Here is a 16,001-nt window from a genome sequence, read left to right on the forward strand (position 1 = left end):
TTTTGGTTCTGCAGTTTTCTTAAGAGCACATTCCCATGCCCAAACACCCCGCCACTACCCCGCAAACAGGTATTGTTCCTACACTGATTTTTGCCAGCCGTTGGCTGCAATTACCGCTTTATGTCGGCTTGATTCTTGCGCAAGTCATTTATGTCTACCACTTCTGGGTAGAGCTGGTGCATTTGGTGCAGGCTGCTTTGGGCAGTCAGCCCGCATTGGCTGCATTGGTGGAGAACATTGGCTACAAGCCCGATGAAGTACCCACCAAGCTCTCTGAGACGGTAATCATGCTGGTGGTGCTGGCATTGATTGACGTCGTGATGATTTCGAACTTGCTGATCATGGTGATTGTGGGGGGGTATGAAACCTTCGTCAGTCGCATGAATTTGGAAGGGCACCCTGACCAGCCAGAGTGGCTGAGCCACGTCAATGCGTCGGTGCTGAAAGTGAAGCTGGGCTTGTCTATTATCGGAATCAGCTCAATCCATTTGCTCAAAACCTTCATCAGTGCGGACAATTACACGGATCGTGTTCTGATTGCACAAACGGCCATCCATATCACTTTCTTGCTTTCGGCCATGGCCATTGCCTACACCGAGCGTTTGATGCACGGAACATCTGAAAGCAAAGGGCATTAAGGCCACAATAAACCAGTTGAAAGGAAGCGTGTGGGGGGAAAGCCCTGTTGCCTGACGACAAGGGTCACATCTACGACAATGGCTTTCGGTGCCTTTGGCGCTTGTCGAAATGGCCACTGCAGTGGCATCCCATCACCTCTTTCTTATCCGGACTGCCCATGACCGCACTTGCAGATTACCTCGTTACCCATAAATGGCCTGCCCAGCATCCTGAGCGCATTCAGTTGTATTCGCTGGCAACACCCAATGGAGTCAAAGTTTCCATCGCACTGGAAGAACTGGGGGTGCCGTATGAAGCCCATAAAGTGGACTTTTCCACGGATGACCAGTTCACACCCGAGTTCTTGTCCATTGCCCCTAACAATAAAATTCCCGCCATCTTGGACCCCAATGGACCGGATGGTAGCCCCTTAGCCTTGTTTGAAACCGGCGCTATCTTGGTGTACTTGGCAGACAAAGCTGGTGCGCTGCTACCCGCAGCTGGCGCTGCGCGTTACACCGCCATTCAATGGTTGATGTGGCAAATGGGTGGGGTGGGGCCGATGTTTGGGCAACTGGGTTTTTTCCATAAATTTGCAGGCAAAGAATTTGAGGATAAACGCCCCCGTGATCGTTATGTAGCTGAAAGCCGCCGCCTGCTGACAGTGCTCAACACGCACTTGGATGGCAAAGACTGGATGCTGGGGCAAGGCAGCGCCGCCTACTCCATTGCAGATATCGCGATCTTTCCATGGGTGCGCAATTTGATTGGTTTTTATGGCGCTGGCGATTTGGTCGGTTTTAGCGACTTTGCCAATGTTCAGCGTGTGCTTGATGTTTTTGTCAATCGCCCCGCCGTGCAAAAAGGCCTGACTGTCCCTGCATGATGCATTGAAATCTGGAACAGAGATTGCTTGGTGTTGGTTCAGCAGACTTTCTGCGCTGCGAGCGTTGACTTGGCTGCACCGTAAAGCAACCGCCGGGCATTTCTGCAACGATGCTTGGACGATTGTTGAGCGTTATCTGTTATTCACTAGCTTACAAGGACGAAACCATGAGCGGTATCCATTTCATTGGCGGAGAAAAAGGCGGTGTTGGAAAATCAGTGGTTGCACGCATCTTGGCGCAATACATGATCGACAAAGCAATCCCTTTCCGGGCTTTTGACTCCGATAAATCCCATGGCGCGCTGCTGCGCTACTACGCCGATTACGCATCGCCCGTTGTACTGGATGTCTACGAAAACGTGGATGCTGTGCTGGAAACCGTTGCTCAAGAGCCTGAGCAACGCGTCTTAGTCGATCTGGCTGCCCAAACCTACGACCAGCTGTGGAAGTGGTTTGCCGATTCTGCTGTGGTGGACGTGGCGCAAGAACTGGGCATTGACCTGCATTACTGGCATGTCATGGATGCGGGCGCCGATTCCGTGCGCTTGCTGGAGCAATTGCTCAACGAGAACGAAAGTGGGATCAAGCTGGTGGTCGTGCTCAATGACATCCGTGGAGATAAATTTGAGCTGTTCGAGAAAAGCGGCCTGCGCGAGCGGGCTATTGGGCGCGGCGCGCAATTTGTGCACCTGCGCCGTTTGCCCGATGTGACCATGCGCAAGATTGATGACAACGGCTCCAGCTTCTGGAGCGCCATTAACAACACCGAAGGCCACGCGCTGGGCCTGCTAGAGCGCCAACGCGTCAAAGTCTGGATCAACCGGATGTATTGTGAGTTGGATCAGATTGAGGTTTGAATCTGTTTCTCAATGTTCAAGCTCCCTCACCCCTTGGGGCAGGTTCATATTGCAGGCCCACGCTGTGATTCGCTGATGGCGCTATGGCTGTTTTTTTAGCCACATTGCAATGGCTTTGGCAACACAATCGGCTGGCAAAAATTCCTGCTCCAAGCGCCCCTTGTCACTGGTTTTGAGGCGTTTTAACAGCGCCACTTCTGCTTCTAAAAGTCCTGCGCTTGTGTCTGGCGCATGGTGACTTTCAAACACTGCATGCGCTTGATGTGCGTGGAAGGTGTCGGCATCCATCAGCAAGGCTGTGAGGTGAGGGGCGTGGCTTCTGGCGTGTCCCAGCATGGTCAAACCCCATGTATCCATATCGCCCCAATATCCAACGTGGCGACTTTTCAACCAGTCGGCAGCCATCCAGCCCAAATCCATGCCAGCGCCCAAAATGGCAATGGTGTCAGGCACGGGGTAGGGGAGCTGGTGCAAGCAACGCTCGTTTTCGATCACCAAGATGTGTGAGGCAGGCAAAGCGGCACTCAACAGAGATTCTGCAGTCAAGCGCAAGCGTTTAAAAGGCAGCAAGCCATCGGCCAACGGTGCAATCAACAACCAGTGCTCGCGCTCATCCATCGCGCCTATGAAGGTGCGCAAGCCTTGTGCGCTGGCTTCGCCATCAAAACGGGCATCAAGCAGCAGCGTGATCAAGGATTCATGGCGCTCAAAGAACTTGGTGTCATTGCCCGCGATGGGCAGCATGCGCAGTGGCCTGCCTTGCGCACAGCCCGGCTCCAGTTGCATGGCCACTTGAGCGGCGAGTATGACTTGATCGGCAGGCAACGCTTGCCACAGGGTCATGCGGTGCAGCAGCACGCGTCTTAAACAGTCATCGACCTGTGCAAGCACCTTTTGCAACTGGCCGAACGCTTGCTTCACGGCGCTACTGCCAATGGCGGCTACCCATTCGGAGGGTTTGTCTAATTGCCATTGGGTAGGTAGCCTTACTTCCGCTGCGCCTGCGCGGTATTTTTTGCTTTGCCACAGCACGCGCCCAGGGCCGTTTTGATCGATAGCGCGCCAGAGCGCCAGATGTTCTTGCAGCGCACTGCTGCAGCCACTGAAGGTGGCGCTGTCAGGCAGGCCGATGTGCATGGTGATGGGCCATGCATCGCTTCCGGGCAGCAGCCGCCGTGCCCGCCAACTGGCTTTGTGCCATTGGCGTTCCAATTCACTGGTCAATTGGGTGGGCGACTTCATTGCGGCTGGGGGGTGATCGGTGCTGGCTGGGTATGGCCGCTAGCCACTCGTGCAGCCGCATTGTGTGCGATGGCTTCCAGTTGCTCCCAAGCGATGGAGGTCAGCGTGGCTGCACTGCCTTTGCGGTGAACGATGATGGCCGAGCGCGTGTGTGTGCGCAGCAGTCGCATCTCTTTATTGGGTGTGACAAACAGCGCATGCAGGCCAAATTCACGCAGCGCTTGGATGATGCGGCCAGCCACTGCTTGCGAACTTTTAGAGAACGCCTCATCCAGCACGATGGTGCCAAACAAGGGTGCGGTGCGCCCTTGTGGGCACAGCGCGTAGCTGAGCGAGGCGGTCAACACGTAGCTGGCGATGATCTCTTTCTCGCCACCGCTGCCGCCTTGGCTGCCTGTGCGGCGCTCCAAAATTTCACCACTGGCTCTGTCATGCACGTACACAAAGAATTGCAGCCGGTAGCGCGGATCAAGCAGCGCTTGTGCGGCTTTGGTGCGGCGATTGTTGGCATGTTCACGCAGCAAATCCACAATGCCACGCAAGACGAGGTAGAGGCTTTGGCCCCCGTCATCTAGGGTGCGGGCGCTGCGCCATTGCGCCAGCAAACCGTTGATTTCCTTGAGTACAGGGAAGGTAACGTCTATCGCGTTGAGCTGCAAGTAACGACCGGGTTGAAAATCGACTTTGGCCATGGTGCGGTTGAGCGCATCGAGCCGGTCTTTGATCTCGGTGACTTGCGCATCAATGCCGCTGAGCAGGCCGTTAACGCCTTTGCCCGATGATTCATTGAGGTAGGCTTGAAAGAGCTTTTGTTTCTCTGGCAGCGCCTCTTCTTCAATGACGCGCAAGCGTTCCAAATACGCGGGCACGGCACTCACCTCGCTGAGCTCCTCTTGTAAGGCGCCACGGTCTTCTCGCTTGGCTTTGCCCATTTGGTTGACGATGGTTTTCTCTAGTCCGTGCAGTTGCTCACGGGCTTTTTGGAGCTGCTCTAGCTGTGTTTTCAGGGCGGTGCGCTCTTGCTCGTCGAGCGTCTCCAGCTTCAATGGAAGGAACTGGACAAAATCGGCGTCATCCATGGGGTTGGATGCGGGCTGTTGCGCAGCATGATCGGACGCATCTTGCTCCAAGCGCAAGCGGTATTTGCGGCGACTTTTCTGCGCTTGCTCAAGCTTGACATCCAGGGCACTTTGATTTTTGCTGAAAGCCAGCAGGTTCTTGGATAGCGCCTTGGCTTTATTTTCTGCATCCTCCCAGCGCTGTTTGGCTTGCCCTGCGTGCGATTGCGGATCTTGCAGCTGGGCCAGTTGCAGCTCCAATGTTTCCAACTGGGTTTGTTGAGGTGTGATGTCCAGATCTTCAAACTGAAGCTTCTGCAGGCTCTGCCACAGGATGCTGGTGCTTGCGAGCTGGCTTTGCTGCTGTTTGCAATGTGCTTTGGTTTGCTCAAAATCCTTCCAGCTGGCTTGCGCTTGCTCAATGCTGGCTTCCAGTCGGGCGAGCCGGTCGCGGTTGTCAAACCCGGTCATCCAATCGTCTTCTAGGCGCTTTTGATCTTGCTTGTCAAAGTGGCGCGCCTTGCCAGACATCAGGCCTTGCGCTGTCATGCCATGAGATGTGTGCTGCAAGGCTTCGGCACTGGCGACGCAATGGCGATCGAGCTCGCCCAACAAGCGGCGCAGCGCAGGCTCAAACGCATGCGGTTTGATGTTGAGCTTGGTGCAAAAACCATCTTCCCAAAACGGGGCGTTAGCAACCGCTTGTTCAGGCACTTCCAGCAGTCGAACATGCACGCGGTTGTGGCGTTGGTTGACCCATTGCAGTGCGTCGCGCATAGCATGCGAAGGCACCATAATGCGCAGGCGCTGGCTGCCTAATGCGCGTTCAATCGCGCCGCGCCAGAGTTGCTGGTTTTTTTGCACTTCCAGCAACTCGGCGACAAAAGGCAGCTCATCCACAGCGAGCTGCAGGTGCTGCGCCAAATCATGGCGGAACTGCTGGTCGCGCATGGGAATGTTGGAGCCGGGACGCTGGCGCACGGCATCTCGCTCGGCTTTTAATTCGGTCAGCCGTTGATGTGCATTGCGCTCTTGCGTAATGGCCATCTCCAGCGCTGCTTGCTGTGCTTTGCGCTGTTCTTCCAGTGCTTGCAATGTGCTGCTGGCTTGGCGTTGGTGCTGGGCCAAGGTAGTGGCGGTATGAACAGGGGGAGTGCTCAGGGCCAGCTTGCTGCAGAGTGTTTGGTATTGCGCAATGTGCTGCTTGAGACGGCCAATGATGGATTGCTTATCGCGGATATTGCTTTGCAATTGTTGAATACTTCCGCCGCCAGCTTGCAAGTAGAGTTGCAGCAACGTGTTAGCGTGATCTTGCGCATCTGTTTGCGCTTGCTGTGTGGCCTTGACTTGTTCATCCAAGCTGGCCCATTGCTGCTCCAACACTGTAATGTGTGTGCTCCACAAAGCTTGGCCCTGCATGGCAAACCACAGCGGCAGTTGCTCTGCACGGTGCTTGAGTGCGTGCAGCGATTCGCTTTGCTCACGGTGGCGCAAGGCCAAATCGCGCAATGGTAAGAGTGATAGCAGCTGGCTTTGTGCTAACTCCAGCTCGGCATGGATGTCGGTGAGTTTGTCAAAACCGCTGGCTACCTTCAGCGCTTCATCAAACGCAGCATGCTCTTCCAAAACCAACTCTCGGAAAATATCGTCAATGCTGTTGAGTTGCTTCAACCCAGCAGCGCGGTTGAGCAAGGTGAAGGCGTTCGAGCCTACCTCAAAATAGCTCTGCAGCTTGGCCAAATAAGCAGATTTGCTGGTCCATATGTGCAGGCCTTCAGTGTCTTTGGCGAGTTTGCTCAGCGCCCTAGCGCCGCCGCTCTGCAGCTCTTCTAACCATGCCTCTAATGCTGGTGCAGGTTGGCCTGGGGCCATTTTGCTGCCCTCAATAAAGAACCAGCGCTTGCTCATGTCGCTGGCCGAGGAGGAACTGCCATCAAACCACAGCAAGGCACCCAGCAAGACGTATTCGCCCTCGCTCTTGGCAATGCGTGCGCTGATGGCTGTGGCGGTTTTGCCCGATCGTGCAATGTGGGCACTGCTGCCATCGGTACCTTGGCCACTGACTCCGCGCACATAGGAGGCTAAATCGCGGTCACTCTCATGCCCGCCAGTTGATGCCAGGTTGTAGCGTGGTTTGTCGCACAGCAATGTCATCAATGCATCGACTACGGTGGTTTTGCCACTGCCAGTCGCACCAATGATGGCCGTGTTGGCGGCATCCATGGTGGCGGTGTGCAAGCCTTGAAAAGCACCCCAGTTGTAGAGTGTTAACGACTCCAGAATATAGCTCTGAGACGGCGCAGGCGCTTGTGCTTCAGTCCCTAGTTTGGCCGGCTGAGTCGCTGAATCATTCAGCGAGAAGGTCGTTGGCATAGCAGCACCTTTCATGGCAGAGAGAGCCCTTCGAGCTCGTTGTGGCCTGCTGCGTCATGATCACTGTTGTCGCCTTCTTGCTGGCGCTGCTGCTGAATCAGACTTTGCAATTGCTGCAACAAGGCCTGCAGATTTTCAGGGCTGGCCACATGCACAATCATTGGACGGATGGTGACATAGTCTTGCGCATCCACTTCAGAGACCACACCATGCTTGCGCAAAGCATCCAAGTTGGTCTGTAAGCGTTTTTTGTCTTGCATGTCGCTGCCGCTGCGGTCGATGAAGGTATCGAGCTGCAGCAGCAAATCCTCCAGCGCTATGCGCACCACGGTGCCGACGCCACTGTGCTGCTCTTGCTGGATGAATTCGCGCCGCAGTAATGCCAGCATCAGCGAATGCTCCAGCGTTAAGCGTTGGCGGAACACCAGGGGATGGGACCAATCATCGTCTTGACCATCCTCATGGGCGAATCCCGCCAATACACTGATGAACGCCAAGCCGCGCGATTCATCGACTTTGGCCTCTAAATCAAAAGGCTCCAGCAAGGCGTTGATGTGCGCAGTCTCATTGCGAATGGTCTTGAAAATGCGCGGTTTTATCGCTTCTTCAAGCCAGCCGTTTTTCAGCAAGTCTTGCATTGCGCGACGCAGATCCAGTGGCGTGCGCGCAAGTTCGGTGGTCCCTGCGTTGGCGTCATGGCTGGATTTATCGGGCAGCGCCAATCCCTTTGGGCTTGGCGCTGTTGCCTGAGGCGGTTGGACTGCACTGACCCAGCGGTCAAAAAAACCATCGGTATCATCCGTTTGCTTGATCGTCTCAGTCATTACAACTCCCAATTCATGCTGCTGATGTGCGCAACGTTCAACTCGGCAACTGGAATGCGAAAACGCCAGTGGTGCTCACCATCGAATGTTTCCACTTGCTCAAAATTCTGCGTGTGCGTGTTCTTTACTGGGGCGGTGCAGGCGGCATCATCCAGTGCAATGCCGGCTTCTCGTGCCATGGCCAGCCAAAGTGCGAGTGTCTCTAAATCATGCTCCCCAGGGGGCAATTGCCGTGCCAGTTGGCCAATGCTGAGTGGGCCATCGGCTTGCTCTAGGGCCTGTAATGTACGCTCCATCAACGCAAAACGGTCCAGGCCCTCCAGCGACATCCAGAACTCATCTTCCACTTGGTCGAGCCCCGCATGCGTGGGGTTGAGCAGGAGTTCCATCGGGGCGCCATCGTCTACCGACTTGATGCGCAAGCGTTCAATCAAAGGTAATGTGCCCACGCCAATGCCAGTGGGGGCCATTTGCGCATTGGTGCGGCGCAAAGCGGATTGATTCCAATCCAAACCCATGGCTTCTTGCAAGATGTCATTGATCATTTGGCCTACGCGGTGATTCTCTGCCGCTTGGCCACTCTTCATGAAATGGCTGACCTCGCGCTCGCTGCGTGCGCGCACGCTTTGCACCACCTTCGCTTCTTTGAGCAGCAACTGCACCAACAAACGCAGGTTGATTTGTTGCAAGTCATTCAAGGCAGTTTGGGCAGCCGGGTGTGCCAGCAAGAGCTGGATCTGCTGGCGCATGGCCTCAATCTCGCCTTGATTTTGCAACTGCTCGTGAAAGCTCTCAAACACGCGACCTTCTTGCGTGCTGAGCAGCTGCGCATGGCCCTCAAGCAGTTGGTCTATCGCTTGGCCGCGGTGCACTTGTTCAGAAATGATGGCTTGGCGCAACGTGCGATCGGCTTCGCGCCAAGAATCTTCCACGCGACGAAAGTCGTTGCGCAAACCCATCGCCAAGTTAAACACTTCGCGAATGCCTTCTTCTGCTTGCTCGGCTGTCAGCACCTGCACTTGGCCATCGCGCAGCTGCTGCATTTGCAATTCCAACTCACTGAGCTTGCGTTGGATGTATTGCTCACGGCGTTTGGGGTCAGGGTCGAGCTGTGCGGCCAAGCTATCAATCTCACGCTGCACGATGGCCAAGCGTGAGGCTGTGGACGTCATCATCCTGCTTTCAAGTTGAGAGACAAAGCCCAACGAGGTTTTTAACGCATCGGTCTCAAACACCAAGCCCTCACGCTCGACAATCAAGCCGCGCCGAATCCATTCGCGCATCTCTGTACGCGCCTGTCGCGTGACATCATCGCCGTCAATTTCAAAATCCGGTTGATTGGCGTGTGCTGCCAAGATATCCGCAAGCGCTTGTACCGCCACATCGAAGGGCACGCCATCGCGCTGGTGCTCAAACAGCGCCTCCAAAGCACTGAGCATCAATGGCGCACGGCGCGAAGCTAGCAACAGCCAAGCCGGATGCGTGCGCCGTTCATGCACATAGCTTTGGGTACGTTGCAGGCTGAGGGAGGACATGGCGGTGTTGGGGTTTTAAAGAGTGGAATACCGGTTCAAAGCGACGCGGAGTGTGCTCTAGAAGAAATGAGCGATGAAGCATGCTGTATGAGCATTGCTTTCGCTTTTTAGGACGTGTTTAGGATCATAGCCACCAAACCATGCTCGAAAGCGGCTTTGATGGAAATTTGTGTGTTGTGAGGTGGTTACACTTGGAGCACTTTTCACGCGCAGCCCTTGTTTTTTTATGACCCCAGAAACCAAAGCCCGCCTGCTCATTGATCAAAAACTAGAACAAGCCGGCTGGATCATCCAAGATTACCGCCAGATCAATTTAGGCGCAGCGCTGGGTGTGGTGGTGCGTGAATACCCCACCGATACTGGCCCTGCAGACTATGTGCTTTTTGTTGATCGCCAAGCGGTTGGCGTGATTGAGGCAAAAAAAGACAATGCTGGCGAGAACCTCACCGTCACTGAAACACAAACCGGGCGCTACGCCAGTGCCCAACTCAAATGGCGCAAAGACAGCACGCCGCTGCGCTTTTTGTATGAGGCCACGGGCCAAATCATCCGCTTTACCGATAACGCCGACCCTGCGCCGCGATCGCGTGAGATCTTCCACTTCTACACCCCGCAGATACTGGCCGAATGGTTGACCCAGCCGCAAACCTTGCGTGCACGGCTGGCTACGCACATGCCACCGTTGCCCGAGCAAAATCTGCGCGATTGCCAAGTGGATGCCGTTACCGGCCTAGAAGCCTCACTGGCGCTCAACAAGCCCCGCGCCTTGGTGCACATGGCCACCGGCGCGGGCAAAACCTTTACTGCCATCACCTCGGTCTACCGCCTGTTGAAGTTTGGCGGCGCCAAGCGCATTTTGTTTTTGGTCGATACGCGCAATTTGGGCAAGCAAGCCCAGCAAGAGTTCATGGCCTACACGCCGCCCGATGATGGCCGCAAATTCACCGAGCTGTACAACGTACAGCGGCTGGCTTCTCCGCATATCGACCCGCATGCGCAGGTCTGCATCAGCACCATCCAGCGCATGTATTCGATCTTGAGTGGTGAGCCGATTGACGAATCGGCCGAAGATCTCTCGCCCAATGAAATCGCGCAAACGCCATCGCAAGCCAAGCTGGTGCGCTACAACGCCGCCGTGCCCGTTGAGCTGTTTGACTTCATCATCATCGACGAATGCCACCGCAGCATTTACAACTTGTGGAAACAGGTACTCGATTATTTTGATGCGTATTTGATTGGCCTGACTGCCACGCCCGATAAGCGCACCTATGGTTTCTTCAACCAAAACATCGTGGCCGAATACAGCTATGAAGATTCGGTAGCCGATGGTGTCAACGTCGGCTATGACGTGTTTGAAATTGAAACCGAAGTCACCCAAAAAGGCGCCGAAGTCAAAGCCAAAGAATGGGTCGATCACCGCGACCGCGCCACCCGCGCCAAGCGCTGGGCCGAAACCGAGGATGACACCGCCTACACCAGCAAAGAGCTGGATAAATCGGTGGTCAACCCCAGCCAAATCCGCACCGTCATTACCGCAATGAAGCGCGCGGTGGAAACGCAAATCTTCCCCAACCGCAAAGAAACACCCAAGACCCTGATCTTTGCCAAAACCGATAGCCACGCCGATGACATCATCAACACCGTGCGCGAGGTCTACGGCCAAGGCAATGCCTTTTGCAAAAAGGTCACCTACAAGGCCGAGGAAGACCCAGACAGCGTGCTGGCCGCCTTTCGCAATGATTTCAACCCACGCATCGCCGTCACCGTGGACATGATTGCCACCGGCACCGACGTCAAACCGCTGGAAGTGCTGCTGTTCATGCGCGATGTGCGCTCACGCGGCTATTACGAACAAATGAAAGGCCGTGGCGTGCGCAGCTTGGATGCCGATGGCTTGCAACGCGTCAGCGGCAGTGCAGAAGGCGCCAAAACCCACTTTGTGTTGATCGATGCGGTGGGGGTAGAGAAATCCCTCAAAACCGAAAGCCGCCCGCTGGAGCGCAAGCCGAATCTGGCACTCAAAGATTTGCTGCAAGGCGTGGCCATGGGCCACCGCGATGACGACACCGTGCTCTCACTGGCCAATCGCCTGATTCGCTTGGCCAAATTGCTCGATGCCAAAGCCCAAGCGCGCATTGAAAAAGCCAGCGGCGGCATCAGCACCCGCGAGCTCGGTAAAAATTTGATCACCGCGCTAGACCCCGATGGCATCATCCGAACCGCGCTGAATACCGCCGAGGCCCAAGGCATCACCCGCAGCGAAGAAACACTGACCGAAGAAGAACTCACCGCCGCTCGCAACCAGCGCGTCGCCCAAGCCGCAGCACCGTTTGACAACCCCGCCTTGCGCGACGAAATCGACAACGCCCGCCGTGAGCGCGAGCAAATCATTGACCACATCAACCTCGATCAAGTCAGCTTTGCCGGTTTCAGCGCACAGGCCCAAGCACAAGCGGAAAAGACCATTCAAACCTTTACCGATTACCTGCAGCAACACCAAGACGAAATTGCCGCGCTGGGCTTTTTCTACAACCAGCCCTACCAGCGCCGCACCATCACCTTTGACATGATTGACACCCTGCACCAGCACCTTGGCCAACCGCCGATGATGCTGACCACCGAAAAACTCTGGGCTGCTTACGCCCGCGTCAAAGAAGGTGCGGTTAAAGGGGTTAACCGCCAACGCCAGCTCACCGATTTGGTCAGCCTGCTGCGTTTTGCGCTGGGGCTGGATGCCGAGCTGCACCCCTTTGCCGATGAAGTGGACAAGCGCTTTCAAGCTTGGGCCTTCCGCCACAACGCCCAACGCGCCACCGCATTCAGCCCTGAGCAAATGCAATGGCTGCGCCTGATGAAAGACCATATCGCCAGCAGTTGTAGCATTGCTCGTGATGATTTTGATTACGCCGAATTGGCAGGCGCTGGTGGCCTGCAAAAGGCTTGGCAGCTGTTTGGCCACGAGCTGGATGGCGTGATGGATGAGATGAATCGGGAGTTGGTGGCGTGATGGATTTACCGAAGGGCTGGGTGGCTGTCGATTTGGGGGATGTTTGCGAGTTCCAAGCGGGCTATGGGTTTCCAATTGACCTTCAAGGCAAGAGTGGGCAAGCGATCCCTTTCTACAAAGTCAAAGACATATCTGCTGCTTGGCTTAGTGACTCGAGATTCTTTCTTGAGACTGAGAACACACTTTCCGAACATGAAGCAGCGTCGATTCGAGCTAAGCCGGTACCGGTTAATTCGGTCGTGTTTGCAAAAATCGGCGAAGCGTTGCGCCTTAATAGACGAGCGATTACCAAGGTCGCCTCTTTAATAGATAACAACACGATGGCGATGTTTGCTCCTGCTAATGCAGTCGATGTGAGTTATCTATATTGGTTCTCTTTAATCACTAGGTTTGACGTTGAGGCAAGAGCATCAGTTGTCCCGTCGATTAGAAAATCTGACGTGGAAACCATCAGCTTTCCATTAGCCCCCCGCGCCGAACAAACCCGCATCGTCGAAAAGCTTGAAGCCTTGCTCAGCGAGCTGGATGCTGGTGTGGCCGAGCTCAAAGTCGCGCAGAAGAAGCTCAAGGCCTATCGCCAATCCCTTTTGAAAGCGGCAGTGGAAGGTACCCTCACCGTCGATTGGCGTGCCGCCCAACACGCCGCCCGCAAAGCGCCAACCGACAAAGCCACAGGCAACACCTCTGTGGACGCCGCCGAAGCCAGCAGCGAAACCGGCCAGCAACTGCTCGCCCGAATCCTCACCGAACGCCGCACCCGCTGGGAGGCCAAGCAACTGGCCAAATTCCAAGCCCAAAATAAAACCCCGCCCAAAGGCTGGCAAAGCAAATACCCCGAACCCACCGCCCCCGACACCGCCGATCTCCCCCAACTCCCCGAAGGCTGGGTGTGGGCGACTCTGTCTCAAGTCGGCTGGTTAGATCGGGGGAAATCAAAGCACCGGCCCAGAAATGCACCTCATCTTTATGGTGGCCCATACCCTTTTGTACAGACTGGCGATATTCGTCATGCTGATACTTTTTTGGGGGATATAGAAGCGACCTACAGCGAAGCGGGTTTGGCACAGAGTCGACTTTGGCCGGCTGGCACGATGTGCATAACCATCGCGGCAAACATTGGGAAAACAGCAATTCTTTCGGTGAAAGCATGCTTCCCTGACAGTGTCGTCGGCTTCCTGCCGGCCGTAGAAGATGTCTCAATTCGGTATGTCGAATACTTTATGCGTAGTGCGCAGCAGAAGTTGGAAAGTGAAGCCCCAGCGACAGCACAAAAAAATATCAACCTTGAAATTCTAGAGAAGCTTGTAATTCCTGTTCCGCCCACTTTGGAGCAAAACAAAATTGCAAGCGAATTAGAGAATTTGCTGGCAGCAGCAAGGAATAACGACCTAGCAATTGAGTATTCCCTCAAACAAGCCACCGCCCAACGCCAAAACATCCTGCGCGCCGCCTTTGCCGGTCAACTGGTGCCACAAGACCCCAATGACGAACCAGCCAGCACCTTGCTAGAGCGCTTGCGCAGCGAACGCGCCGCGCAAGCGCCCAGCAAAAAACCACGCGGGCGCAAAGCCAAGGAGGCATCATGAGTGATGACTTAAGCCCTCTCGATCTGGCACTGCTGGCAGAGTCGGTCGAGTTGGAATGCAAAGCCGCACAAGGCCGCGACGGCCGAGGCGAATTGCCTGAAGATTTTTGGAAAAGCTACAGCGCGATGGCAAATGGCGAAGGCGGCGTGATCTTGCTGGGTGTGCAGGAAAAGCCGCGCGGCACGTTCAAGGCCATCGGCATGGCTGAGCCAGACCGTGTGTGCAAAGCGCTGTGGGACAACGCGAACAACCGTAAGCAAATCTCCACCAATTTGCTGGTTGAGCATAGTGTTGAGCGGCTGTCGGTTGCAGAGAATCGCTGGGTGTTACGCATTACCGTGCCGCGCGCGGGGCGGCATCAAAAACCGGTGTATGTGGGCAGCAACCCGCTTGGCGGCACCTATTTGCGCCGCTATGAGGGCGATTACCAGGCCGATGAGGAGACAGTGCGCCGGATGCTGGCTGAGCAGGTGGAAGATTCCCGCGATGAACGCGTATTGCGCCACTTTGGTTTGGATGATTTGGATAGGGAAACGGTGGCGGCCTATCGCAACCGGTTTGCAGCGGTCAAACCCGGGCATGTGTGGGCCGATTTGCCTGTGCCTGAATTTTTAGAGCGCATTGGCGCTTACGGTAAAAACCGCGAAGAAGGCTTTAGTGGCCTGCGCATTGCCGGTTTGCTGATGTTTGGCCGCGCTGAGGTGATTCGTGATGTGTTGCCGCATTACATGGTGGATTACCAAGAACGCCCGGAAGCCAAGACCGAAAACCGCTGGGTAGACCGCTTGGTGCCCGATGGCAGTTGGTCAGGCAATTTGTACGATTTTTTCCGGCGTGTGTATCAAAAACTCACCGTTGATTTGAAGGTGCCGTTTCAACTCAAGGAAGGCCAGCGGGTGGACGATTCACCGGTGCATGAGGCACTGCGTGAGGCGTTGGCCAACACCTTGATTCATGCCGATTTTTCCGGCCGTGTCTCGGTGATGGTGGTCAAGCGTCCGGATATGTTTGGCTTCCGCAACCCCGGGCGCATGCGGATTCCACCTGAAATAGCCATTCACGGCGGTAATAGTGATTGTCGTAACCGGCGTTTGCAGACGATGTTCCAGCTGGTGGGTTATGGCGACCATGCAGGTTCCGGTCTGCCAAAAATCTACACCAATTGGGCTGGCCAACATTGGAGAAAGCCGGTGTTGTATGAGCTGCCCGAACCCGAGCAAACGCGCATGGAACTGCGCATGAGCAGTTTGGTGCCCGATGAGGCGGTGGTGATGCTTGACCAGCATTTGGGGGCGCGATTCAGAGCCTTACCCGAAAGCGCTAGGCTGGCGCTGATCACCGCGCACGTGGAGGGCATGGTCAGTCATGACCGACTCAAACAAATCTGTACCGACCACCCGGCCGATTTGACCAAGATGCTGGGTGCGTTGGTACGCGATGGTTTGTTTCACTCAAACGGCAGCGGGCGAGGCACGATTTACTATCTACCTTGGCAATCGCCCATCTCGCTTGGTTTTGATCTTGCTGCAGGGCAAGTGCAGACCCTTGATTCGCCGACCGTATCACCAGAGTTAGCGGGCTTACCACCGGAGTTAGCGGGCTTACCACCGGAGTTAGCAGGTGCTCCTTCATCTCCCGCCGCTCCCGCACCGGCGATTTATTTGGATTGGGATGCGGTGCCTGAGGCCTTACAGACTGAACTGATGACACTAGGCCAGCCTGTTTCGCAAACCAAGCGCGTGTTGCCAGACGTGCTGGCGCAGGTGGTGTTGGCGCTTTGCGATGGCCGTTACCTTGGTGCCCGCGTATTGGCGCATATTCTCCACCGTGATCCGGATGACCTGCGTAAACGCACGCTCTCGCAGATGGTGAAAGAAGGCCATTTGAAGACAGCGTATCCGGCCACGAATGCCCCAAGGCAGGCTTACACCGCCATCAAAAGCGGGAGTCGGGCCACCGCAGGTGTCGATACAGATGCCCCTTTGCGTGCTTGATCGTTGCTGCAATTTGCTTTC

10 protein-coding genes are annotated in these 16,001 nt (G+C 55.5%); 6 read left to right on the forward strand and 4 right to left on the reverse strand.

Going from position 1 to position 16,001, the window contains the following annotated elements:
* Nucleotides 1-35: 35 nt before the first annotated feature.
* From E9531_RS00840 to E9531_RS00850, 3 genes are all read left to right on the forward strand, one after another.
* Nucleotides 36-638 carry a YqhA family protein gene (locus tag E9531_RS00840; protein WP_136571843.1) on the forward strand — a complete coding sequence of 201 codons (603 nt, stop codon included), beginning with the start codon at nt 36-38 and terminating at the stop codon, nt 636-638.
* Between the two features lie 158 nt (nt 639-796).
* Nucleotides 797-1,504 carry a glutathione S-transferase N-terminal domain-containing protein gene (locus E9531_RS00845; RefSeq protein WP_136571844.1) on the forward strand — a complete coding sequence of 236 codons (708 nt, stop codon included), beginning with the start codon at nt 797-799 and terminating at the stop codon, nt 1,502-1,504.
* Between the two features lie 167 nt (nt 1,505-1,671).
* A complete protein-coding gene (locus E9531_RS00850; RefSeq protein ID WP_136571845.1) occupies nt 1,672-2,361 on the forward strand; it encodes a P-loop NTPase family protein in 690 nt (229 codons plus the stop codon).
* An 81-nt stretch (nt 2,362-2,442) separates the two neighbouring features.
* Here the strand turns inward: E9531_RS00850 and E9531_RS00855 are convergent, their stop codons facing one another.
* Genes E9531_RS00855 through E9531_RS00870 form a run of 4 tightly spaced genes read right to left on the reverse strand, consistent with a single transcriptional unit; the run spans nt 2,443 to nt 9,393 of the window.
* Nucleotides 2,443-3,603, reverse strand: coding sequence for a Wadjet anti-phage system protein JetD domain-containing protein (locus tag E9531_RS00855; protein ID WP_136571846.1), 1,161 nt, complete (start codon nt 3,601-3,603; stop codon nt 2,443-2,445).
* A complete protein-coding gene (locus E9531_RS00860) occupies nt 3,600-7,034 on the reverse strand; it encodes an ATP-binding protein (RefSeq protein ID WP_136571847.1) in 3,435 nt (1,144 codons plus the stop codon). The genes E9531_RS00855 and E9531_RS00860 overlap by 4 nt, the downstream gene beginning before the upstream one ends.
* Nucleotides 7,035-7,045: 11 nt before the next feature.
* Nucleotides 7,046-7,858 carry a DUF4194 domain-containing protein gene (locus E9531_RS00865; protein WP_136571848.1) on the reverse strand — a complete coding sequence of 271 codons (813 nt, stop codon included), beginning with the start codon at nt 7,856-7,858 and terminating at the stop codon, nt 7,046-7,048.
* Nucleotides 7,858-9,393, reverse strand: coding sequence for a DUF3375 family protein (locus E9531_RS00870; protein ID WP_136571849.1), 1,536 nt, complete (start codon nt 9,391-9,393; stop codon nt 7,858-7,860). Before E9531_RS00870 ends, E9531_RS00865 begins: the two co-directional genes overlap by 1 nt.
* Before the next feature lie 226 nt (nt 9,394-9,619).
* On the opposite strand from E9531_RS00870, the gene E9531_RS00875 reads away from it, so the two are divergent.
* From E9531_RS00875 to E9531_RS00885, 3 genes are read left to right on the forward strand one after another with little or no spacing between them, the layout of a single operon-like run.
* Complete coding sequence (locus E9531_RS00875) at nt 9,620-12,400, forward strand: type I restriction endonuclease subunit R (RefSeq protein ID WP_136571850.1); 2,781 nt, start codon at nt 9,620-9,622, stop codon at nt 12,398-12,400.
* Nucleotides 12,400-13,986, forward strand: a complete 1,587-nt coding sequence (locus E9531_RS00880; RefSeq protein ID WP_136571851.1) for a restriction endonuclease subunit S — start codon at nt 12,400-12,402, stop codon at nt 13,984-13,986. The genes E9531_RS00875 and E9531_RS00880 overlap by 1 nt, the downstream gene beginning before the upstream one ends.
* Complete coding sequence (locus E9531_RS00885) at nt 13,983-15,980, forward strand: RNA-binding domain-containing protein (protein ID WP_136571852.1); 1,998 nt, start codon at nt 13,983-13,985, stop codon at nt 15,978-15,980. Before E9531_RS00880 ends, E9531_RS00885 begins: the two co-directional genes overlap by 4 nt.
* The last annotated feature ends 21 nt before the right edge of the window (nt 15,981-16,001 follow it).

Origin of the sequence: Lampropedia puyangensis, from assembly GCF_004833285.1 — a bacterium.
Taxonomy (GTDB): domain Bacteria; phylum Pseudomonadota; class Gammaproteobacteria; order Burkholderiales; family Burkholderiaceae_C; genus Lampropedia; species Lampropedia puyangensis.